Here is a 22773-nt window from a genome sequence, read left to right as displayed (position 1 = left end):
AGCGGAGATCGTTTCCGAGCGCGCTTCGGATTGACGTGGTCGCAGTAGCTGCGGCTTGGACTTCTTCCTTGCCGAAGAAGGTTTTTTGGTTCTCTTCGCTCAAGGCAAATTCGGTGAGGAATCGAACGTCATTTCCAAGCGTGCGACGGATGGATGTGGTCGCGGTTGCGGCGGCCTGAATTTCCCCATTTCCGAAGAAGGCTTTTCGATTTTCTGCGGATAAAGCCGATTGCACAAGAAAACGGACATCCTTGCCAAACTTGTCGCGGATGCCACTCTGCTTTGATGCAATGGTCCGGATACGGCCATCCGCGAAGAACGCATTGCGATTCTTGTCGGCCAAGACTGAATTGATCAGGAACTCGACATCTCTGCCAAGCCTTTCCCGTATCCAGGGCAGGGCAAGAAATCGATCGCGCATACTGGGTCGGCTGGCCACGCCATCGAGGAGCTCCGGCGAATCATCGACGAACGCGCTCAAAAGATCAGATTTTTCCTCAGCAGATGTCGTGCGTTTGACTTCAGCCAGAAGGAGTTGCCTGAACCTGCTGCTTTTCAACAGCAGTCGGCAGAGTGTGGAAATCAGTCTCTTCATAATCGGGCGCTTTGGCTATTTGCGATGAGGAATGGCGGCAGTGTATCTGACCCGCCCGTAGAATTTGGGGCGTTAATTCGACACTTTGAAGATATTGTATTGATACTGCATGCTGATCGGGTTCCACACCATAAAGCGATTGGGTGATACTTTGAGTTCAAGGATCGCGTCGCGCCACAGATATGCATTGCCTTCGTGGATGGATATCGTGACAACATAATACCCGGCGGCAAATGGAATGTCGGCAATATTCACACGACACAGGACCCTGCTGTCGCCATTCTGCTTCAACAGATCACCGTTCAAGGTGGAGATGGTTGAAAGGCGTTTGCCGTCCTTTGTGTGGAAGACGAGAGAGACGTTCAAGTCGTTGATTGGTCGTTGTGGCGTGAAGCCGAATTCAATGGCGAATGGCTTGTTTACCTGAAGCGCATTGGTCGGCTGTCCCTCCGAAAGCACGACAGCGCGGAAATCCTGAAAGCCGGTAGGTTCTATGTGCCCACCATAAAGCTCTTCGACCTGATTTTCGGAAATGGTTGGTCGTTTCCACTGAAGCTGTGGGTTCTGGGCTAGGAAGCTCTTGTCGGGATCGTCGATGACCTTGTTGTCCTTCGGCGTCAGATTGCTCCAACGCTGCGCGACTTTTGCCGAAAGGGGCCGGGCAGGCTGTGTAGGAGCGTGCTGCATCGGGGGGCTGGCCTCGGTCAGGGCCGCTGCTGGCTCTTCATTGCGCGACATCTCCTGATCAATGAATTCGAGATATTGCGCCGTCACCTGGTCAACCGGACCATCAGCCTGCAGTTCGCCCGCATGAATCCAGAGTGCACGGTCGCAGAACTGCCGGATGCTGGTCATCGAGTGTGACACCAGCAGCATGGCAACTCCCTGCTGTTTCATGGCCTGCAAGTGCAGCTTGCATTTGTTCTGGAAGGCCAGGTCTCCCACGGACAAGGCTTCATCGATCACAATGAGATCGGGTCGCAGAAATATGCAGAGGGCGAAACCAAGCCGCGATTTCATGCCGGAGCTATAGGTTTCCACTGGTCCATCAATAAAGGCGCCGACCTCGGCAAAGTCTATGATCTGTTCCACAAGCTCTGGACTGCGCTTTGGACTGATTCCGCGCATGCGCATGCCGTTGAGAATGTTTTCACGACCACTTAGCCGTTGATTGAATCCCGCCCCCAGATTGATCAGCGCCTGGATCTCGCCATTGATTGAGACGTGACCCTTTGTCGGCGCAAGAAGACCGGACAGCAGCTTCATGAGCGTTGTCTTCCCGCTGCCGTTTCGGCCGATCACGCCCACGGCATCTCCGGGACGTATATCCAGGCTCACATCACGCAGGGCCCAGAATTCTTCTTCATCGCGGTCATGCTTTGGAGGGAAGCAGAAGATGTTGCCCAATATGTCGTTGAAATTGCGCGACACATTGTTCTGCCGTCGTCTGGGAAAACTACGGCCGATCTGCGAGGCGGAGATGATGGGGCGTTGCGTACTCACGTCAGACATAAGCTCTCATGGTACGATGATAAGCGAACCAGCTAACGCAGAAGAGCGCCATGATGCCGAGGGCAACATAAAAAAGCGGCAGGATGTGGGACAGGCTGGGCGAGAGCAGGCAAAAGCGCAATTCCTCGATCGTCAGAGCAACCGGATTGCCATGCTTGAAAATGGCGAGCCCTCCGGTGAGCGGGAAGACCGCGCCCGAGAGGTACAGCATCGGCCGGGCAATTACGCCAACGGCCAGCTTCAAGTCGCCGGAAACGAGCGTAAATGGCGCAAAAAACAGACCTACCGCGACTCCGCCGAGGGCGCAGATTGGCGACATGGCAATAAACAGCAACGCATTCTGCCATTCCAGCAATCCCTGAGCGGCCGCGAGGCCGAGCACGATTGGGACTCGCATGCAGAGCAGGAACAGGGATCTGAACACCATGGCCATCATCAGGCTTTCAGGCGGCATGGCATAATTGCCGATAAGTCCACTCGCGCGCTGAAGCGATGTCAGGGACATCATCATGCCGTCGAAGAATGTTTGCCAGATCAGGATGCCACTGACAGCAAAGAGGGAAAACGGCATGTTGAGCCCGCTGACTTCCAGCGACCCACTGCTGCGCAGGGCGATGAAAACGCCAGCGATTGCGAGGGGCTCGATAAAAGCCCAGAACAGGCCCATCTTCGTGTGAACATATTCGATGCGAATATCTCGGGCGGCAAGGTTCCAACCCTGTCGTGGTGCGCTGGAGACTCCGCCGAACATGTCGGCGAGGGTCTGCTTTGCCTTGCTGAAAGCCGCTGAACTCAACTGCACTACTCCTTCGTCTCCATTATCGTCATTGACGCAATGGGCCGATGTATTTTTACGGCTCGAAATGCGGACACCGGACTTTGGTCCGGTTTCGGGTATTTTTCGCTGGTTTGGAGTCGCAGGCAAGGCGGTCAAACATGAAAAATAAAATAGAATTCAAGGTTTTGTGGCCTTTTTGTGTGGTTCCGTCTGATGGGCTGTGCTCGCCACAGATTCAAACAGCGCCACGATCCGTGACGCACTTGCTGACGGGTTATGCCCCCGCGATACGCGCTTTGACAAGTTCTCATCAACGGTCCTGCTGGCCGTCACCAGGGCGCTGACGTCGCGGCCCATTGCCTTTGCGTCGAAGTCGGCAATGAGATGTCCGGCTTCATAATTCCGCACGAGGTCAGCAGCGCCGCCCCCATCCGCAAAGGCCAGCACAGGCACCCCAAGCATGCCAGCCTCGATGGCGACGCGCGGATAGGGGTCCTCGCGCGAAGTTATCAGCACGGCGGACGCTCTGCGAAAGTAAGCATATGGGCGAGCTTTGACGCCTGGAAACAGCACATCTGATTCAATGCCAGCCTCATGGACGGTGTGCTTGAGGTTTTGCATCATCTCGCCATCGCCGAGCCATGCAAAGACCAGCCGGCCAGCGCCGTCATGCCTGTCGAGGGCTGTTTTGGCAGCCTCGACGAACAGGTCAGGTCCCTTGCGAGGGATCAGGCTTCCAGCGCCAATAATGAGTGTGTCCGGATCGCCCAGTTTCAGGTCGTCATTCACGTCGCCCCGCGCTGCATCAGCGACGGCCATTTGCTCCGGGGTTATTTTAACGGCCGGAGGTTCGACCCGCAGTTTTGCGTCCGGCACGGAGAAGTCCTGCGACAGGTCCTTCATGACGCTGCGGGACGCGCACAGAAACATGTCCGTCTTGTTCATCGTGCTCTTGAGACGCCGCGCATCAAGCGCGCGGATTGTCGGCCCCATTTCACGCACGTGCGTGACGATTGGGGTGTCGAGATCAAGCTCGTCAACGACATCGCCGCAATGCGTTGTATTTGCGTAGATGATGTCGGGCTTCCAGTTCCGGATCTCCTGTCGGAGTCTTGTGGTGCGCTGCCGATCTTGCCGTCCGAGACAATAGGGTCTGTCCGGCGAGCGCACGCATTTTATTGCCAAGAGTGGGTCGAATCGCAGGGCTGTGCTCAATCCGTCGGACAGGTCGAATTGCGGTGAATCGCGCCAGATATGGGTTGGGGCCGTTTCGCGATAGGCCTCGCCCAACTCGCCATCGCGCCGCAGGATGATCGTCAACTCATGGCCCAGCGATATCATCTCCCGTGCCAATTGCAGCGCACTGATCGGGGCGCCGGTACGATCGGCAGCATGGGAAATCATGAGAATGCGCATGGCTATGACTTGTCAGGGAACAGTGAGTGAAAGTCGACCCTGTCGAACACGTCCAGCTTTCCCCCGATACCCGCATTGTATATGCGGCGCCCTGCGTCTTCAAATGCCGTGCGGGCAACGCCAAAGGCCTGATTTTGCAGGTCGAAATTTGGTATGCCGATGACATCCCCGACCTGGTAGTAGTCTTTCGTGAAATGCGCCTGATTCACCAGATCGATATTCTCTTCCGACACGTGGATCTTACCCGGCGGGAATTGTTCAGCCAGCGGTCCATAGTCCATGTCTACGCCGATCAGATAAACCGGATCGCAGCCAAGATGGTAGGCGAGTTGGAGCGCGATGTAACTGATTGTGGATCCAAGGTAGACCGAATGAGAAAAGTCACGCGAAAACTGAATGCCGGGATCCGTCCAATAGGCTTCGTCGGCAAGCCGCGCATTCATGAACAGAAGGTCGTTCCAGGGGCGTGCGATCCCATGCGCATTGTAGATGGCGGCAATCTTCAGCGGACCATATATGTTTCGAATATCCTGACCACGAATTTCGGTTTGCTCAATGTCCTCGAATAACAGGTAGTCCGGGGTAAAGCCCCATTCCTGAAACGCCTTGTAGGCGCCGTTTGAGGCGATCGTGATTTCGTTCTTCAGCGCGGAAAGGTCCATATCGCGAAGGCTGGGGCCATTGCCCAGCACGAAGGCACGGCGGCCCTTGCCCGAATTCTTCAGTGCCGCCAGCTTGCGCTCGTCACCCGGCACGATGCCAATGCGAAGACCGCGTGCATCCCGTTTCAGGCCGATGCGGTCAAAATAACGCTGGCGGGCATCGCGCAGGCGCAGATACCCCAGTGGGTACTTCCATTTGGGAAAGTGGCGGGACCAGCTGATCATTGGGCGACCACTTTGGTACTGAGAAGAACAGGTTGGCTTGTGAGATCGGCGAGATAGCGGCGCATGATCATGGATAAGGGCTGTTCATGATCAGGAATAATACACATGAACTCAAAGCGATCTTTTGGCGAATCGGTCAGGGCGAAAGCACCTGCACGCTAGACGCCTCCGATCCCCGTTTCAATCTGCTAGCAGGTCAGGCGGCTGCGTGTGTTCAGGCGCCGCTGGTGATTGAAGTGTTCAAGCGCTGTGGCAGTCGGCCATCATACTTGATAATTTGAGGGACACGGCCTATCGCTGGCCCGGACGAGCCCTGACCTCTTCTGGGGGCGCAACTTACAGATTGAAAGTGAGACTATCGTGGCTGCAGATACCCAGTTCCTGAACGACTATTTCGGCAGATTGGAAACCTTCGCGCGCCCCAATGACGCGGTATTCGAGCAATTGGGGCAGGTGCGAGACCTGTGGGTCCGGTCGAAAAACGCAGGTGGCAAGGTGATCTTCATCGGCAATGGCGGGTCTGCGGGAATTGCATCGCATCTCGCGATTGATCTTGGCAAGAACGGCCACATTCCGGCGGCATGTTTCAATGATGGTGCCCAAATCACCTGTCTCTCCAATGATTACGGATTTGAGAACTGGATTGCCCACGCTTTGCGCATTCAGGGCAAACCAGAAGATACGCTGGTTGCGATCAGTTCGTCCGGTGGCTCAAAGAACATTCTCAATGCCGTCGAGCAGGCTCGCAAAATGGGGATTTCCGTTACGACGTGTTCCGCAATGAACCCGGAAAACCCGCTTCGCAAACTCGGAGATGTAAACCTCTGGGCTGACAGTCACGCCTACAATATCGTCGAGACGGTTCACCAGTTCTGGATGATGGCCGTTATCGACATGATCATCGGCAAGGCCGAGTATCCGCCGAATTGATCGGCAAAAATTTCAGATACCAGAGCTATTGTTCTGGTGTCTGGCCTAGGGCGGATTCGGCAAGTGCCGGTGAAGAATCCAGCACAAAAAGTGTTTCGAATACCGTATCGCCAATCAGCTTGTTTCCCTGATGGTTGGGGTGGCGGGGATCGTGGTAAAGGTCTGTTTTTCCCGCAAATACGTCGCTGATGTCCGTGCAGTACATAAGTTCTTCGCAATGGCGGCGTGCTGCCGTGTAAAAAGCTACCGCTTTTTCAGCGTAGTCAGGTTTTGAGCTGAGCATTGCGGCGTAAAGCTCAGCTTCCGAATCTGTCGGTATGTAACCTGGTTCGATTCCCATGGCTGGCTGCAGGAATACATGGAAGCGTGCGCCCATTTGCGCGCTGGCCGCATTCATCAGCTCAACGTTGCGGCGCCACATTTCTGCATCTGTCATTTCGTAGCTAGAACCTGCTGTCACGGCGAGCTGAGTGTCTTTCTCGCCGCCTGATCTCATGGCGGCCAACAGGTTCGGCATGAAACGTGGCGATTGGTGTCCTTTGCCGGCGAGTGTTCTGAGCATCACGAGCTGATAGGGGCTGACCATGGGGTGCTCGCGCAGGCTGTGTGAGAAGTTCAGATCATTGACGCCGCTGAGTGAGACCACAACATCTGGCGCAAGCGCCGGGACATCGCGAATAAGCTTTAGCAGTTCCTGATTGGTCGAGTATCCGGATACCGCGCCATTGTAGACGACCGCAGGTCCTGTCGGGCCTTCATTGAGGCGCGTGAAAAGGGTTTCGCTCCAGGCCCCCCAATCGCTCTCATAGTAGGGATCGCTCGTACTGCCACCGAGCACAACCAAGCGCAGCGCAGCGCCACTCGTCTCGTCGCCTGACGTCCGGAAACCGGGCCGGCGCCAAGCGGGCTCAGACGTAGGGCCGCCTGCCGGTCGCGCATATCCAAGTTGCGGGTCGAGTACGTTCAGTCCCTGCGACAACCGACGGTCTACGACGGTTTCCTTTTTGCCCTGCTTGTCGGAAGACTGCCAGACCAGTGAGTATTGAGGTGCACCCTTTGCGCCCAGATACGCTCTCGCCATCAGGTCGGTAGCCAACAACAGAATCAGCGTTGCCAAGATTGTGAGGATACCGAGCACGATCTTTGCCTGACGGCTCAAGACAACGCTATGCGGTGTTTCCGAAAGTGGTTGTTCGTTCATGTCTCAGGCACCGCTCGGTGTTGTCTTTGGTGATCGTGTCAATCGAGATCGAAAGCGTTCTTGTAGTCAAGCACGAGGGCAGGATCCTGATCCGACTTGCGCAGTATGGCGCGGCCGCAGACCAGTAGATCCATCTCCGTTCCCATCAGGCAGCGGAATGCGTCGCCAGGAGATTCCACAATGGGCTCCCCGCGAACATTGAAACTGGTGTTCACAACAACTGCGCAGCCGGTCCTTTGCTTAAACGCGCTGAGCAGCTTGTGGTAGAGCGGGTTCGTCTCGGCATGCACCGTTTGCACGCGCGCGGAATAATCAAGATGGGTTATTGCCGGGAGCGTCGAGCGGATGTCGTTCACGCGATCGGTGCCCTGTTTGGAGGAGCTGTCTGACTCAGGCTGTACGCGCAGTCGATCGACAACATCCGCGACGAGCAGCATGTATGGACTGTCGCTGCTCAGGTCGAAATAGTCTGCTGCATCTTCGGCCAGTACGGACGGGGCAAAGGGGCGGAAACTTTCGCGAAACTTGATCTTCAGGTTCAGGTTGCGCTGGGTTTCGGGATTTCGTGGGTCGGCAATGATCGACCGGCCGCCCAATGCGCGAGGGCCAAATTCCATACGCCCCTGAAACCAGCCAATTGCCATACCGCTATCCAGCGCTTTGGCGGTGGTTTGGATCATCGTGTCCTCGTCCACGACCTCGAATGCAGCGCCGGCTGAGGTCAAGGCTGCGTTGATATCTTCCTGCGAATAGTCCGGGCCGAGATAGGCGCCGCTCATGGCATCGCCGTCACCCGTTGGGAGGCGATCGGTGTCCAGATATCGATGGTGGGCCAGCAAGGCCGCGCCGAGCGCGCCGCCGGCATCACCTGCTGCGGGCTGGACCCAGATATTCTTGAAGTGGCCGTCCCGCAGGATTTTGCCATTGGCAACACAATTGAGGGCGACGCCGCCGGCCATGCAGAGATTGTCGATAGCGAACTCAGCGTGTAGCGCGCGGGTCATGCGCAGCATCACATTCTCTGTCACTTTCTGGATCGATGCAGCCATGTCGAAGTGGAACTGCGTCAGCTGGCTCTCAGACGTGCGCGCAGGCTCACCAAACAGGTCATGGAAAGCCTTGTTGGTCATTCGCAGGCCGGTGACATAGTCGAAATAGCGCATGTCCAGCCAGAAGCTGCCATCATCGGCAATGGAGATCAGCTTCTCTTCCATGAGGTCTGCAAATCGCGGCTCGCCATATGGTGCGAGCCCCATAACCTTGTATTCGCCGGAATTGACCTTGAAACCGAGATACCCCGTGAGCGCGGAATAGAGCAGGCCCAATGAGTGTGGGAAGCGGATCTCCCGAATGCGCTGTAATTCCTTGCCTCTGCCGACAGAGACCGACGTGGTGGCCCATTCGCCGACCCCGTCCATTGTCAGGACAATCGCTTCGTCGAAAGGCGAGGGATAAAATGCCGATGCCGCGTGACTGTCATGATGCTGGGCAAACACCATGCGGTTGCCCGCATCAGGATCGTTGAAATCATCCCGGAATATCTTTGCCATGTTCGACTTCTGGAAGAGCTTTCCCTTGATCCAGCTCGGCATGGCGATCGCAAATGTCTTGCGACCGCGCGGCGCGCTGGTCAGGTAGGTCTCGATCAGGCGTTCAAACTTGAGCAGCGGTTTCTCGAAATAGGCGATGTGTTGCACGTCGCTGAGTTCGATGCCCGCTTCGTCGAGACAATAGCGCGTCGCATTTGACGGAAAGCCGGCATCATGTTTGACCCGGGTGAAACGTTCTTCCTGGGCGGCTGCGACGATCTTGCCGTCACACAGCAGAACGGCCGCGCTGTCATGGAAGTAGGCTGAAATGCCCAGGATATAAGTCGGCATCACTTAGAACAGGGAGTAGATGAACGGGGCTAATGGTGAGCCTTGTGCAAACACCAGCGCCCCGCCAATCAGCAAAACGAACAGGAATACAGGCAACAACCAGAATTTCCTGCGTTGCGAAAAGTACAACGCCAGCTCTTTCAGAATCTCTTTCATCTCAGAACTGTCTCTCCATTGCGGCCCGGTCCTGAGGATCCGTCGATTCGCACCAGTATGAGCCGGTTTGGGGCCTCTTGTGAATGCGCAATGGATCGCGCCCCATACGCAAGAGCAGGCCGTAGGGCGTAATGAAGCCGTAGTACATGATGCCCATCACAAGCGGGTTGACGATCTTGGCCAGACCCAGTGCAAGCAAGCCCCACAAATATGCGAGTCCCTTCAGCCAACGCGGCGCGACGAAGGCGACGAGCGCAAACAACAGGGCTGCGCCCGCTAGGGCCAATGATAGCTGAACATGGTTGCGCAGCAGGACGGCCGCGATCGCGGAAACGGCTGCGAATGTGTATCCGACACTACGGGGGGAGGCCGGTGGCGGCGCAGTGTGTTCGACCTTTTCGAAGGCACTCATCCTGTCGTCCCGCTTCTCACTTCGGCTTCGCGCTCGTCTACCCCGATTGGTTCCTGGCGGCAATGCAGGGACGGTTCAGGCTCGCCTGCTTGTGAACTGGAATTGCCGTTGCGGGTACCTTTGGCTCCTGAGTATCTGGTCAAAAATTGTCACCTTTGAGCGAATTTCTGGGCTGCTGGGAGGCGTACTTGATTAACTCAGTGACACGCCTTAACGCTGGCCGGAATGGGCTCTGACCTCAGACAGGTTTGGGGGCGTTGATCCAAGGTAGAGGTGGCCACAGTTGCGTATATCGGGTTTCGCAAAACTGGTTCGCAAGTCGGAGCAGGCGCCACTGACGTGCCCGATGCAGGGTGAGATACTCGGTGCCGTGTGCTGTGAATCATGTAGATTGTCATTTGGGGGGCTGATTTGACTGCGGAACCGCACCCGGCGCGAGCCAGCGAAAGCACGTCGCAATACCGACCCGATATTGACGGTCTAAGGGCGATCGCTGTCCTAAGTGTTCTATTTTACCACGTAGGGTTCTCCACGTTTGCTGGCGGATTCGTTGGGGTGGACGTATTCTTTGTGATCAGTGGATTCCTTATCACGCGGCTGATCTACAATGAATTTGAGGCCACAGGCGAATTTCGGTTTTCCAGATTTTATATGAGACGTGCCAGACGGCTGTTCCCAGCCATGTTTGCGACCTTGTTTGTGACGAGCATCGCTGCGGTGATCTGGTTTTCGCCGACGGATTTGGAGCGATTTGGCGGTGCGCTAATTCATGCGGTCGCGAGCTTGTCAAACATATTCTTTTGGAATGAGAGCGGCTACTTCGACGTCGATGCGCAGATAAAGCCGTTGCTCCATACGTGGTCTCTCAGTGTTGAAGAGCAGTACTATATCTTCTGGCCGGCCATCCTGGTTCTTCTCCTGAAGAAGACCGGAACTCGCTGGACCTTCGCAGTCTTGATTGCGTTAGGACTGTTGAGCTTCCTCTTGAATTTGGATGTCGCCTCTCAAGATAGTCGCGTTCTCAATCAGGCTTTGCCGTTTACGACGGGTTGGTTCAGTGAAGAACGTGCATCTATCTTCTTCCTGACACCGTTCCGGGTATTCGAATTTGTAATAGGCGGTGTTCTTGTCTGGGGTGTCCGAAAGCGTCCGGGAAGCGCACTCTTCCATGCAGCGGCAACGCTCATAGGACTCGTGATGATTTCCTACAGTGTTCTGGTTTACACGGAAGACACGCTGTTCCCGAGCTACAACGCCCTTCTGCCCTGTGTCGGCACCGTCCTCATTATTTATAGTGGGGACAAGGCTGGGCTTGTGGGAGCACTTCTCCGAAATCGGCTGTCGGTGGGAATTGGCCTGATCAGCTATTCGCTTTACCTGGTTCATTGGCCGGTTTTTGTTTTTTATCAGTATCAGAAGCGCGTCCCAATCTCTGTTCTTGAAGGCGTGGCCATCTGCGCGGTTTCGATCGGCGCTGCTGTGGCGATGTACTTCTTTATAGAGAAGCCGTACCGCAGACCTGAGAAGGTGGATGGCAACACGCTATCGGGAGGAGCATTCGCTGCCGTTTGTCTCGGTTGTGCTGCCGTTGCGATGTATTCGGGCGCAAGCATGTGGGCGAATACAGGTTGGTCATGGCGTTACGGTCCGGCCGCCAATATGGATATCCTGGATTTGAAAGAGCTTCAGGTGCAAACGGTTGCCTATAGCAACCAAAATACGCGGAAGGCTCACTTCTCGAGTGAAAAGCCAAGAATTCTCGTTATCGGCGACAGTCATGCGCGAGACATCTCAAATGGATTGTCGCAGCTATTGTCGGCGACACACGAAATCCGAATGCAGCATGTCGAAGAAGCTTGTTGGGTCATGTCGACCCAATCTCCTGAATCTTGGAAAGGCACGAAATGCGCCAAGCCGCTATCTGAGCTGACGGCAAATGATATGTTGAAGACAGCGGATATTCTCTTCATCGCCAATTGGTGCGTTGCAGAGGACATGGATGGGATTGAAGATTTCGTTGCGCTGCTGAGACGCAAGAATCAGGCTGGTGAAGCTTTGCCGATCATCTTCATGGGGCGCAGCGTGAGTTTTACGTCAAAATTTCATGCTGAAGCTCTGGATTTGATCAGGTCGGGTAGTACCGTCGATGATATAAACAGATTGGCGTACGAGCGCTTTTACAGAAGTGCGGCGCGTCAGGACGATTTGTCGAGAGCTCGAATTCAGGCGATTCCCGACGTAAAATATATTTCGCGAGTTGAGACGTTATGTTCTGAAAATATGTGCGATTTTTTCATGAATGATCGTCAGTTGGCTGTTTGGGATGGGTCGCATCTTACTCTTGATGGCGCTCAGATGGTCGTATCCAGAGCTCTCAAAAACCATCCGGAAGTATTAGGTATAATTGGGGGGCGGGACTGAATCCGCATTTCAAAGATCGATTCATGTCCGCAAGTGAAGGTTCCCTGTTGCAGGGAACATAGTAGAAGTTAGGGACGCCCTAGATGATTGTTTGGACCAACAGGTTTCCTGAAAAGGAAAAGGCCGCCGGCTATTTGCGTCTCGTGCGGGCGCGTATGAATTTCTTTGACCAGATCAAGCCGGGCCGTAACGGCGCTGGCAAGTTCGGGTTTTATCGCCGGCCGGGATTCCAGACCACGCTGCGCCACATGCGCAACAAGCACCAGGGCAAGCCGGGATTCATTATCGGGAATGGTCCGAGCCTGAAGGAAATGGACCTGACGCCGCTGCGAGACCAGATCACGTTCGGGGCCAATGGCATCTACCAGATGTTCGACGAGTGGGGCTTCCACACCAAATATCTCCTGTTCGAAGATACAGAGCAGACCGAGTTGCGCCGCAAGGAAATCCACAATGTTGTGGGGCCGACCAAAATGGCGGCGATCTACAACGCGTACTGTTTCAAGAATTTCGGCGACACGCTGTTTTTCAACGCGCGCCGGGGCGACCCGTACTATTTCGACGAAATGGGAATCCAGTTCTCCCGTGACTTTTCCAACATCGTGTATCTGGGCTCGACCATCACTTACATCGCGTTGCAGCTGGCCTACTATCTGGGCTGCAATCCGGTCTACCTGATTGGCGTCGATCACAGTTATGGTGCGCTGGCCAAGAATTTTCCACCCGGCAAGATCGAGGTGACCAAGGAGAACTACGAACTCGTTCGGCAGTGCCACATGAACCCCGATTATTACCAGATCGGAGACGTGATCGGCGTGCCAAACACCTCACTTCAGGACAAGGCTTATGAAGTGGCCGCCGACGCCTACAAGCAGGCTGGCCGCGAAATCTACAATGCCGGCGTCAACAGCTTCCTTGATGCATTTCCCCGAACCGATTTTGACAGCATTTTCAAAAAGTAGACATGACCGAAAAGAAACGCATCCTGTTCATATCGCATCACGGCACGATGAGTGGCGCGCCCATAAGCCTGCTTACGCTGATGAAGCATTTTGCCGCCAATCGGGACTGGAAATTCCAGGTTCTGATGCGCAAGGAAGGTCCGCTGCGCAGTGAGTTTGAAAAACTCGCGCCAACTCATGTCTACTACCAGCATTTTCTGGATCCGGCCGATATGCGCCCGGAAGGGGCGAAACGACCGCCTCTGCCAGAAGACGTTCGGCGGCGAAAATTCCGCCAGTGGCGACATGAACAGCGCCTGCGGCTGAAACTGCGTCAGTTCAAGCCTGATCTTGTGTATTCCAACACGACTGTGAACGGGGACTTGCTGGCCAAGCTAGGCATGAAGGCACCGACGCTTATCCATGTGCGGGAATTATGGACGACGATCGCGCTGTACAATCAGGTGCAATTGAATGCGTTCAAGCAGCCGGATTACAAATATTTCGCCGTTTCCGAATTTGTTCGGAATTATCTGAAAGATACATTCTCCATCGCACATGAGCGCATCGGGATCGTGCCCGGCTCCATGGAGCCGGAAGTTTTCGACAAGAAGGCTGAAGATCTGACCGTCGGCGAGATGCGCAAGGAACTCGCGCTGCCTGAAGATGCTGTCATCATTGGCGGTCTGGGGTCAGTCGATAGCCGGAAGGGGGTCGATTACTTCGTCGATACCGCCCTGGATGTCCTGCGTTCCGAACCGAAGGGACGGCCCGTCTACTTCGTCTGGATCGGTGATGGCGGTATGCGGCAGGATATGTTGAAGAAAGTGGAAGATGCGGGATTCTCCGGTCGGGTCGTCTTCCCGGGCGCGCGCAAGAACCCCTATCCATATTTGAAACTGTTTGAAATTGGATTGATGACATCGCGCGATGACCCCTTTCCACGCTCGGTCATGGAAATGGCTGCGTTTGGCGCGCCGATTATCTGTTTCAAGGGTTCAGGCGGCGCGGCCGAATTCGTGCTGGATGATGCCGGGATTGTGCTGGATGATTTCAGCGCAGCTGACATGGCCGACGCCGTTCGAAGCATACTGGCGAATGACGCGGCAAAAGCAGCTTTTGCAATTGCTGCTCGCCGCAAAGCGCGCGAAGACTATGAGACGACACGTATAGGAAAAAGTGCTGCCATCCTGCTCGACGAGATGATGGCAAGCGCACGTTCCTGAGGCTTGAACCAAGTGGGGTAATCCAGTGACGGATGTACAAGACAACAAGGATGAACTTGAAGTGCTGCAGAAGGAAAATGCTGCATTGAAAAAGATAGTCCGCTCGTTGAAAGACAAGATCAACAAGGTCGGTGCCGATGACGAGAAGAGCCCGCTATGGCGCGCACTTGGGCATTTCTATTCTCCGGTCGCCAACATTGAAGACATCAAGGCCGACGAAGCGCGAATCTTCAATCGTGATCGGCGTACCCTGCCGGGCATCGGTCTGAACGAAGACAAGCAATTGGCCGTGCTTGAAGAGTTTGCGTCCTTCTATGACGATATTCCATTTGGCGACGAGCCTTCTGACAAGATGCGCTACGGCTTCCTGAATGGGGGCTACTCCTACTCCGATGCCATCTCGCTTTACAGCATGATGCGTCGCGTCAAACCCAAGCGCATCGTTGAGGTCGGGTCCGGGTATTCCTCGTGCTGTATGCTCGATACCAATGACGCGTTCTTCAATGGTGATATCGATATCCGTTTCGTTGAACCGTATCCGCAATTGTTGAAGTCGCTGGTGCGTCCGTCCGATCTCGAGACCCGTGAAATCATCGAAAAGCGGGTTCAGGATGTCGATATCGAAGTCTTCACCTCGCTGCAGGAAAACGACATTCTGTTTGTCGATTCGACGCACGTCTCTCGCGTGGGCAGTGATGTGAACCACATGTTCTTCGAGATACTCCCGCACATCAATGAGGGGGTGTACGTCCATTTCCACGACATCCACTATCCGTTCGAATATCCCGAGCATTGGGTGTATCAGGGCCGCTGGTGGACGGAGACCTATCTCCTTCGGGCGTTTCTCGAATTCAACAGCGACTTCGAAATCGTGTACACGAATACATTCATGCAGAGGTTCCACCGCGAGTTCTTCGAGGAGCGCATGCCATTGTGCCTGAAGAACCAGGGGGCCAGTATCTGGCTTCGGCGCAAGAAAAAGTCGGCTGAAGAGTAGGCTTGTCCGCACGTGCTTGTTCAGGGGCTGGCATGAAAATCCTTATTTGCAGCATCATGCCTCAAGGCGCCTATTCAGGTGGGCGCTACCATGCATGGATGATGGCACAGGCGTTTGCGGCGCTTGGTCATCAGGTCACGTTTTGGACGAACAATACGCCGATCTTCATTGACGACTTCGAAGATTTCGACTTCGGAGATCGGTTTGTGTTGCGACTGACGCGGGATTTTTCGGACACGCCCGATGGGCCATGGGATTTTGTCTGGATTATTCCGCACAAGCATCCGCCAGTGAAAGTGTTCCGGCGGGCGCTGGACATTTCCGTTGCAAACAAGGCGAAGCTCGGAATGCTGAGTTTCGAGACCCCGAACTGGATTGCGAAGACGGCAGAGCACGGCACAAACCAGAAGCCGTGGGACGCATGGAAGGCTATTGGGCCGCATTTGGATGTGGTTCTCGCGTCGACACTGGAAGGTGAGACGCATGCGGAAGAGTATTTTGCAGGTACAGGCGCCCGCTTTCACCACATCAACCCACCCATCAATGACCTGGCCGCTGCAGAAGCCAAATCCCTTGCGGTAAAGTCCGAGGATCGCCGATCTGTCATCTGTATCACGCGTTTTGGCGGCGCTTTCGGATACAAGGGTGGCATGGAATTGCTCGATCATGCCGGACCCGCCCTGTCGGGATGTCGGCTGACATTTATTGTCGGCACAGCGACGATGGATGAATCCGTTGCTTCTGCTTACCATACATGGGGCGAAGAGCACGATGTGGAGGTCCGCTTCCAGCATCGTGTGACTGATGTCGAGAAGTTCAAACTGCTATACGAAGCAGATTTGATGCTCTTTCTGTCGAGGTTCGAGGGGTTCGGGTATCCACCGGTCGAGGCGCTCTATTGTGGCGTGCCGTGTGTCGTGTACGATCTTCCTGTGTTGAGAGAGGTCAGCGGGGACAAGCTGATTTATGCGTCAATGGACGAGCCAGAAGAGCTTGCGCCCATTATCTCCGATGTGCTCGACAATCTGCCTGCACGTCAGTCCGAAATCCGGCAGCATGATTATTCCAGCTTGGGCTTTGATGCTTATGTCCGCCTGATCGACGATCTACTCGGACGCGAGGCCGAGTATGCACCCAAGGCGAACGTGACCTCCGAAGACGAGTTGCAGGCAACACGCAAAACGCTCGTCGCTATCGACCAAGCGACCAGGAAACCAGTCGCGCGCCGCGGTACGCCGTCGCTGAAGCACAGGGTCAAGCAGAACTTCGTCCGCTTGCTTGCTGGAACATTTCGCCGTGTGCCTGTCCTGAGGAAACTGTTCGGTCAGGCAATTTTGTCTCATCACAATCTTTCTCTTCTTCTGGAAGACCGGGCGATGGCGAAGCTGATGTTCGAGAACAGGAAAGCGCTTACGCTGGCCATTCGGCGTAACCCAGGATTCCTCAAGCATCTCATGCTCTCACCGCAAGCGCAGGAACTGCTACCGGAAGTGTTGGCCCGCCTTCGGGAGAAAGAGGCAATTTCCGTCTCTCAGATTGCTGCGGTAGTTCAAGAGACGAAGAATAGTTGAGTATGTTCACGGTATTGTTCAATGAGCGCTGATGGTGTGCCCAGCCACGACGACCGTCTGCAGGGTGCAGGGGATCGTGCCTTCAGGGTACTTGTCCTGTTCTTGACATTCGACCCCGAGAAAACCAAAGGCGTGCGTGCGGTTCTCGGAGATTTCTTTAAGGCGCGAGAAGGCATAGAGTTCACGGTTGTTGAGATCGACAATGCGAACGAACAACGCGAGTGGCAATCAGCATCGACTGAGGGCTGGCCATGCCGCGCCTTTGCGGTCGGCGGCGATAATACAGCTCATGAGTTTACCGGCTGGGATCGCGGCTGGCGCGAAGTTCGGGCGAGGCTGCCGGAAACGTTCGACGTCGTATTGATGGTCAATGATGCCCTGGCCAATTCGAAGCCGCTGGAGGCGCTGGAAGCGATCGACGCCGACATTATCCGCCAACTGCCAGCACAGAAAACCGTGTTGGGATGGGTAGATACATTCTCTCGAGTCAATCCGGATCCGCTCGATACGCTGGCCCAGCCAATGCGTATCGGCGGGCAGGCCTGTCGGAAATGGTTGTGCACGACCTTCTTCATGGTGCCCAGATCCGTATTCGAGAAGCTTTATCCTGTGACCAGTTTCTCGACGGCAAACGAAGTATTCACGCGCTATTGTCCTGAAAAGCCGTTTCGGGAGAGCGCTCCGCTTTCGCAGAACTATCAGGAGTTTCTCTACACGCACCAGACCAAGGTCTGGCGACGAGGAGACAAACGGGGCTATGTCCTGAGCGAAACAACCTTTCCGCTCTTCAAGAACAAGGTGCGCAACATACTCAATGAGCATGCATTGAGCATCAAGCTATGGAAACTGGGCGTGGGCCATGTGAACTTGGCCATATTCGACCGGCCGTCGCGTGGGCTGGGAATCAAGCATGATCTAGTCAAGGGATCGGCAGGAACGCGACTCAGAAAGTTGCGTCTGTTGTCATGGCGCCAATTCTTTCATGAAGTAATCCCGCCACTACTGAAGCGGCGCGGCTTGCGCTCGTGAATTGCCTGCTCCGGTCTATGCTGGGCAGATTGGATATCTGCCGCAAGAGCGGTCTAATGACGGCCTAATATGTAGTGCTTCAGCCTGTCTCGTAGCCTTGTTTCTTCTGATAGCCTTACCAACTTGATTGTAGCTAACCAATTTAAGTGGCTACCATCAAAGAAAATTGGAATTCCGTCTTCATAGATATCACAGGATTCGAAATCGCCATTCCCACAAAGCAACTTACGCTGGTCTACGTAGAAAAACTCTAAGTCCGGCCAATTGGAGCGGATTTCATCTTCTTCGTTGGGGGAGTAGTACTCCACCAAGTCGTTGTTTGAACACGCCCTAAGATCTTTCTTCTGATTAACCAGATCTATGCAACGATAGTCTCCTATACTGACGAGACTGCCGATCACTACAACTCTGAGCTGAGGGTTGTTTTTTTGTAGTTGAGCAGCGTAGTCCAAATATATTTTCCCCCAGTCATTTGGACGAAGTGCGCTGACGACAACTACGTCGTAGTCAGACGCGATAGCTTGTTGATCTGCAAGTTGTGCCACTATCCATTTGCACTCAGATACACTGGAGCGGAATGGCAGGTCCTTCAGTTTATGAAAGTTGCATCTGATAATTTTCCCGTCCTCGTCAATGCCGCGAGAATGAGTGGAGGCGTAGGTGATTCCGAATTCGGATGCGCGGAACTCCTCGCTGAAAACATTCCTTATGTAGGAATAGCCAGCGCGCTCGTGAGAGTTGCCAATGGTTAGTATCTGAATAGGTGCTCTATCATTGCAAAGCCATTCTCCATCTACCTGTCTGAAAGAGACCATATCTTCATCCCATATGCACGGGTGTGGGTACAATCTCTGCATAGCCGAACGATTGACGGTGTTTGCGTTCAATGGAGTCCATTTTTCATTATTGTCCACCGCGAAATTGTCGTTCTGTACTGAGTGTTGTGCTTCTTCTCCAATTTCCGAAGGGGTCTCCAGAAGGGCGAGATTTGAGGCACTTGCTGCACCGCGATAGAGGCTCGCGCTGGGAAGCATCAATATCAAACCAACAAAACAACACACGAGTCCGAAAGCACTACGATTTAGCTGTTGTCGCTTAGGCGTGGGTCTGCGAAGTGGTTTTTCCAGCAGGTGGTACACTGTTGCTGACAATACGAAAGTAACTGCCAGAACTGCGATTCGATCAGCATTCTCGAGTGGACCCGCACGCCAAAAACCATAGTAGACAGTAGCCGGCCAGTGGATCAGATAGAGCGTGTAGCTAATTCGGCCAAGGTATGCCATGGGGCCGATCCCTAGTGCGACCGGTATGAACCTGCCATTTTGAGCCCAAATGACGAGTGCGGTTCCCAGGCACGGAACAAGAGCATTGTACGAAGGGAATTTACTTTCCTCGGTAACAAAGAATATACCGTAGGCCATCAGACCGATGCCCGTGAGGGCAATCAGATCGGACAGTAGCGAGCGTTTTGGGCCAAGCTTGGGGAGCCAAAGAACTAACCCCCCGAGGATGAACTCATACATACGAAAGGGGGCGAGAAAAAACGTCGTGGTCTCAGCGTCGATAGCTAATTGTTGGATGTAGGTGGGACCCCACCCGTTGAGCAGCAGTTCCCCGGCAAGAAATGAACCGCATCCCACGAATAGCAGCACTATTAAGAGCGCTTTCCTTCCCGACGCTGCTAATGAAAGCGTCCCAACTAGTAGAGCGGGCCAAACAAGATAAAATTGTTCTTCGACTGCAAGTGACCACGTGTGCAAAAGGGGTCTGAGGTTTGCGCCTGCATCAAAATAGCCGCTATTGAGCCAAAAATAGATATTTGAAATGCTAAGCAAACTGTAAACTGCCGACCCTCCCAGATCCTGCGTCAGATCCTTGGGGAACATAAAAAATCCCACCAGAAGGGTCGCCGCGACCACGAGGAGTAGAGTCGGCAGCAAACGCCGCGCTCTACGCATGTAGAAGCGAAAAAAGTCAAACTTTCCCGTTTCACATTTTTCTTCAACGATAATCTTCGTGATGAGATATCCGCTGATCGTGAAAAATATGTCGACTCCGACGAAGCCACCGCCAAATTGCGAATATCCGACGTGAAAAAGTATTACTGACAATACCGCGATGGTCCGGAGGCCGTCGATGTCAGGCCTGTATGTCTGCACGATATCAATCCCCTTAGGCGTGTTTCATAACTCAGCGCGAAACTTGTCGGACTGCTGAGGCGAGCTGTTGATATCGTAACCTATCTGGCTCAGCAGCTCTGATTCTCGTTGAGTGGAATTAGCGGAAGTTATCCGCCTGAATGCAAGCGTGAGATACACTGATGTCCAAAAAGTTCAAATAAAAGGAGCTCCCCATGGACGAGTCTGCACGTCTTGGTCTGCCATACCTGATACCCAATCAGGCCCAGAAACATGTCACCGTAAACGAGGCGTTCCGCAAGCTGGACCAGATGGTTCAGCTGTGCGTGCAATCGAAAGCAATTTCGATCCAGCCCGAGGCGCCTTTGGACGGTGAGGCCTACATCATTCCTGCCAGCGCGACGGGCGAGAACTGGTCCGGCTATGCCGTGAATACAATCGCCACATTCCAGGATGGTGCATGGGCCGTATTCCCGGCACTGGCGGGTATGCGGGCTTACATTCTGGATGAAGCGATGATGCGCGTTTTCAATGGCGCTGACTGGGTGGTTATGGCGGGCGCCGCGCCATCGGAAGAGAGCCCGGTATTGGGGATCAACACGATAGCCGACCTTTCCAATCGCCTGTCTGTGAAATCTGACTCTGTCCTGTTGCAGCATGATGACGTCACACCCGGTAACGGGGATTGTCGCTTAAACGTCAACAAGAGTGCCCCGGCCGCGACTGCCTCTCTTCTCATGCAATCGGACGCATCAGGGCGCGCGGAGATTGGTCTGACGGGTGATGACGATTTCCACATAAAGGTCAGCAATGATGGAAGCGTGTGGCGGGATGCAATTTCGGTCGACAAGGATACCGGCTTCGTCGGTATCGGGACGGATGCGCCAGCGACACCTTTCCATGTCAATGCGGGCTTGGCGAATGTTGCCTTCAAGCTCGAGGGAACCGATCCGACCATTGTGTTTCAGATGCAGGATGACACCACCACTTCAACTGGCAATGGTCCGATCCTGTTCGCACGCACTGGCGACAACACGCAGTTCTACACGGCGGGCTCTGCGCGCATGACCATCGATGCGGATGGCCAGGTCGGGATAGGGACATCAAGTCCCTCGGCGCGGTTGAATGTTCTTGCCGGCGGCATCGTTGCCGGGTCGCCAACCGGCGGTGACAAGGGCGCCGGCACGATCAACGCCGAGGCTCTATATGATGATAACGCATTGTTGAGCTGTTATGTGCTGGATCAGGCGATCGACGGACGTGTAGATATCGACAAGTGGGATGCGCGCACGCCAGACCGGCATGTTCCCCCGGCAGCGGCAATTGCCCGCCATCACGAGCCAGCGCGCCGGTTTGTGGCGCGTATCGGCGGTTCACATGACCCGCTCACACTGGACGGTTACGCCCGGCACTGGAAAGACAAACGCCATCTGACCTCGATGCCGAACGAGGCAACCTATGATCCCGTCAACGGACCGCTCACAATGGGTGAGTGGATTCAGAGACTGGTGGAAACCGCCGAAATCCACGCCGTACTGATCGACACCCTCCATCAGATGCTGAAAGCGGCAGAAAAGACGCCGAAGCCGGAGCGTCCGGGCTAGGTCAGTTCCTTGACGGTCATGTTGAGTTGGTCGGCGAGGTTTGGTGCCTGATGCAGATCATGCTCGTAAATCATGTCTATCAGGGACATGACTTCAAGGGCTTGATCAGAGGACCCGAATTTAACCGGGGCACCGTTCTGGACGCTGTCAAAGAAGAGCTCGATCTCCCGTGCCCATGACTGGTCGATGTGGAAGGTCAGGCGTTCTTCGTCTTCCCATGTTGCCGCTGGCGCCGTTGTGCGGTTCTGAGCGATGGTAAGGATCTCGTCGCCATAGGTCCCTGACGACGTCTTCAAACCGTTCAGCACCATATAGCCGCGCTCCATGAAGACTTCGAGCGAGAACAGGTGTCTCCATTGCGTCATGGTGGAGTGGACCGACGCAGTGACGCCCGTTTGCGTGTTGCGCATGATCGCAAAGACATTGTCTTCGATGCCGGGGGTTTTCCAGTACATGTTGGAGACCATGGCGTGAACTTCGTCGAACGGCTTGCCGGTCAGGTAGAGCAGGAGGTCGAGCATGTGGATGCCCTGATCCAGCAGAATGCCGCCGCCAGCCAGTTCCTTCTTGGCCCGCCATGTGTTCAGATAGTCACCATCCACACTTTTGCCGTAGCGGCTACGCATCCAGAGAATGGAGCCGAACTTGCGGGAGTCCACGATGCTCTTCATCTTGTCGATTGCACCGTGCTGACGGTGATTGAAACCGTACATCAGTACTTTGCCGCTGGCGCGTTCGACTTCCTGAATATCGCGCACATCCTGAGCGCTGAAAGCGGGGGGCTTTTCGCAGAAGACGTGCTTGCCAGCCTTCAGTGCCATGATCGTTTTTGGCTTGTTGAAATAGTTGGGCAGGCAAAGAAAGACAATGTCGATGTCCGGGTCTTCGATGATCTCGTCAATGGAATTGGCGACCGGGTATTTGCAGTCATCGGGGATGTTGACGTCGAAGACGGATTTGATCTGGGCGAAGCCGTGCGTTTCGATCGCATCGGCACGAATTTGTCCCATTTTGCCGAATCCGCAAATTCCAACATTCATTGACATTGTTTCACTCCTAAAACTCTACGCTGGGCGTCG

At 54.6% G+C, this 22773-nt stretch carries 19 protein-coding genes; 8 read left to right on the top strand and 11 right to left on the bottom strand.

Annotation, left to right across the window (positions count from 1 at the left end; all coding sequences use genetic code 11):
* From B2344_RS09035 to B2344_RS09015, 5 genes are all read right to left on the bottom strand, one after another.
* Positions 1-421, bottom strand: a 421-nt coding sequence (locus tag B2344_RS09035; protein ID WP_290485053.1) for a hypothetical protein, incomplete at its 3' end; no start/stop codon positions are given.
* 246 nt (positions 422-667) lie between these two features.
* Positions 668-2107: an ABC transporter ATP-binding protein gene (locus B2344_RS09030; protein ID WP_290485052.1), complete on the bottom strand. Its 1440-nt coding sequence runs from the start codon at positions 2105-2107 to the stop codon at positions 668-670.
* The gene (locus B2344_RS09025; protein ID WP_156947779.1) at positions 2100-2903 is read right to left on the bottom strand and encodes an ABC transporter permease; all 804 of its coding nucleotides are present in this window, start codon (positions 2901-2903) and stop codon (positions 2100-2102) included. Before B2344_RS09025 ends, B2344_RS09030 begins: the two co-directional genes overlap by 8 nt.
* Positions 2904-3062: 159 nt before the next feature.
* Entirely contained in the window at positions 3063-4301 is a 1239-nt protein-coding gene (locus B2344_RS09020; RefSeq protein ID WP_290483225.1) for a glycosyltransferase, read from the bottom strand.
* A gap of 2 nt (positions 4302-4303) precedes the next feature.
* Positions 4304-5188 (bottom strand): 6-hydroxymethylpterin diphosphokinase MptE-like protein, encoded by an 885-nt coding sequence (locus tag B2344_RS09015; RefSeq protein WP_290483224.1) that lies wholly within the window; start codon positions 5186-5188, stop codon positions 4304-4306.
* 360 nt (positions 5189-5548) lie between these two features.
* Here B2344_RS09015 and B2344_RS09010 point away from each other — a divergent pair, with 360 nt between their 5' ends.
* Positions 5549-6118 (top strand): SIS domain-containing protein, encoded by a 570-nt coding sequence (locus B2344_RS09010; protein WP_198019706.1) that lies wholly within the window; start codon positions 5549-5551, stop codon positions 6116-6118.
* 25 nt (positions 6119-6143) lie between these two features.
* On the opposite strand, the gene B2344_RS09005 is transcribed toward B2344_RS09010, so the two are convergent.
* Genes B2344_RS09005 through B2344_RS08990 form a run of 4 tightly spaced genes read right to left on the bottom strand, consistent with a single transcriptional unit; the run spans position 6144 to position 9767 of the window.
* Positions 6144-7319 carry an SGNH/GDSL hydrolase family protein gene (locus B2344_RS09005; RefSeq protein WP_290485051.1) on the bottom strand — a complete coding sequence of 392 codons (1176 nt, stop codon included), beginning with the start codon at positions 7317-7319 and terminating at the stop codon, positions 6144-6146.
* Positions 7320-7357: 38 nt separating this feature from the next.
* On the bottom strand, positions 7358-9199 hold the full coding sequence (locus tag B2344_RS09000) for a carbamoyltransferase family protein (RefSeq protein ID WP_290485050.1): 1842 nt from the start codon (positions 9197-9199) through the stop codon (positions 7358-7360).
* Positions 9200-9202: 3 nt separating this feature from the next.
* Entirely contained in the window at positions 9203-9355 is a 153-nt protein-coding gene (locus B2344_RS08995) for a DUF5989 family protein (protein ID WP_198019707.1), read from the bottom strand.
* A gap of 1 nt (position 9356) precedes the next feature.
* A complete protein-coding gene (locus B2344_RS08990) occupies positions 9357-9767 on the bottom strand; it encodes a hypothetical protein (RefSeq protein WP_051607441.1) in 411 nt (136 codons plus the stop codon).
* 411 nt (positions 9768-10178) lie between these two features.
* On the opposite strand from B2344_RS08990, the gene B2344_RS08985 reads away from it, so the two are divergent.
* From B2344_RS08985 to B2344_RS08960, 6 genes are all read left to right on the top strand, one after another.
* Positions 10179-12188, top strand: a complete 2010-nt coding sequence (locus B2344_RS08985; protein ID WP_290483221.1) for an acyltransferase family protein — start codon at positions 10179-10181, stop codon at positions 12186-12188.
* Positions 12189-12271: 83 nt separating this feature from the next.
* Positions 12272-13150, top strand: a complete 879-nt coding sequence (locus B2344_RS08980) for a 6-hydroxymethylpterin diphosphokinase MptE-like protein (protein WP_290485049.1) — start codon at positions 12272-12274, stop codon at positions 13148-13150.
* A 2-nt stretch (positions 13151-13152) separates the two neighbouring features.
* The gene (locus B2344_RS08975; protein WP_290485048.1) at positions 13153-14355 is read left to right on the top strand and encodes a glycosyltransferase; all 1203 of its coding nucleotides are present in this window, start codon (positions 13153-13155) and stop codon (positions 14353-14355) included.
* Positions 14356-14380: 25 nt separating this feature from the next.
* Positions 14381-15352, top strand: a complete 972-nt coding sequence (locus tag B2344_RS08970; RefSeq protein ID WP_290485047.1) for a class I SAM-dependent methyltransferase — start codon at positions 14381-14383, stop codon at positions 15350-15352.
* Positions 15353-15384: 32 nt separating this feature from the next.
* Positions 15385-16923: a glycosyltransferase gene (locus tag B2344_RS08965; protein ID WP_290483219.1), complete on the top strand. Its 1539-nt coding sequence runs from the start codon at positions 15385-15387 to the stop codon at positions 16921-16923.
* A 21-nt stretch (positions 16924-16944) separates the two neighbouring features.
* Positions 16945-17952, top strand: coding sequence for a hypothetical protein (locus B2344_RS08960; protein ID WP_290485046.1), 1008 nt, complete (start codon positions 16945-16947; stop codon positions 17950-17952).
* A 53-nt stretch (positions 17953-18005) separates the two neighbouring features.
* On the opposite strand, the gene B2344_RS08955 is transcribed toward B2344_RS08960, so the two are convergent.
* The gene (locus B2344_RS08955) at positions 18006-20111 is read right to left on the bottom strand and encodes an acyltransferase family protein (protein ID WP_290485045.1); all 2106 of its coding nucleotides are present in this window, start codon (positions 20109-20111) and stop codon (positions 18006-18008) included.
* A gap of 194 nt (positions 20112-20305) precedes the next feature.
* Here B2344_RS08955 and B2344_RS08950 point away from each other — a divergent pair, with 194 nt between their 5' ends.
* On the top strand, positions 20306-21694 hold the full coding sequence (locus B2344_RS08950) for a DUF2793 domain-containing protein (protein ID WP_290485044.1): 1389 nt from the start codon (positions 20306-20308) through the stop codon (positions 21692-21694).
* On the opposite strand, the gene B2344_RS08945 is transcribed toward B2344_RS08950, so the two are convergent.
* On the bottom strand, positions 21691-22740 hold the full coding sequence (locus B2344_RS08945; RefSeq protein WP_198019709.1) for a Gfo/Idh/MocA family protein: 1050 nt from the start codon (positions 22738-22740) through the stop codon (positions 21691-21693). The genes B2344_RS08950 and B2344_RS08945 overlap by 4 nt on opposite strands.
* Positions 22741-22773: the final 33 nt, after the last annotated feature.

Source organism: Hyphomonas sp. UBA3195, assembly GCF_002366485.1.
Classification (GTDB): Bacteria; Pseudomonadota; Alphaproteobacteria; order Caulobacterales; family Hyphomonadaceae; genus Hyphomonas.
The sequence above is the reverse complement of the archived record's forward strand: the minus strand, read 5'-3'. Positions and strand labels throughout refer to the sequence as shown.

Coding starts and splice junctions, on each gene's coding strand:
- B2344_RS09005 (WP_290485051.1), bottom strand. CDS start 7,319: ATGAACGAACAACCACTTTCGGAAACACCGCATAGCGTTGTCTTGAGC.
- B2344_RS08960 (WP_290485046.1), top strand. CDS start 16,945: ATGAGCGCTGATGGTGTGCCCAGCCACGACGACCGTCTGCAGGGTGCA.
- B2344_RS09000 (WP_290485050.1), bottom strand. CDS start 9,199: ATGCCGACTTATATCCTGGGCATTTCAGCCTACTTCCATGACAGCGCG.
- B2344_RS08975 (WP_290485048.1), top strand. CDS start 13,153: ATGACCGAAAAGAAACGCATCCTGTTCATATCGCATCACGGCACGATG.
- B2344_RS09030 (WP_290485052.1), bottom strand. CDS start 2,107: ATGTCTGACGTGAGTACGCAACGCCCCATCATCTCCGCCTCGCAGATC.
- B2344_RS08965 (WP_290483219.1), top strand. CDS start 15,385: ATGAAAATCCTTATTTGCAGCATCATGCCTCAAGGCGCCTATTCAGGT.
- B2344_RS08950 (WP_290485044.1), top strand. CDS start 20,306: ATGGACGAGTCTGCACGTCTTGGTCTGCCATACCTGATACCCAATCAG.
- B2344_RS08945 (WP_198019709.1), bottom strand. CDS start 22,740: ATGTCAATGAATGTTGGAATTTGCGGATTCGGCAAAATGGGACAAATT.
- B2344_RS09015 (WP_290483224.1), bottom strand. CDS start 5,188: ATGATCAGCTGGTCCCGCCACTTTCCCAAATGGAAGTACCCACTGGGG.
- B2344_RS09020 (WP_290483225.1), bottom strand. CDS start 4,301: ATGCGCATTCTCATGATTTCCCATGCTGCCGATCGTACCGGCGCCCCG.
- B2344_RS08995 (WP_198019707.1), bottom strand. CDS start 9,355: ATGAAAGAGATTCTGAAAGAGCTGGCGTTGTACTTTTCGCAACGCAGG.
- B2344_RS08990 (WP_051607441.1), bottom strand. CDS start 9,767: ATGAGTGCCTTCGAAAAGGTCGAACACACTGCGCCGCCACCGGCCTCC.
- B2344_RS08980 (WP_290485049.1), top strand. CDS start 12,272: ATGATTGTTTGGACCAACAGGTTTCCTGAAAAGGAAAAGGCCGCCGGC.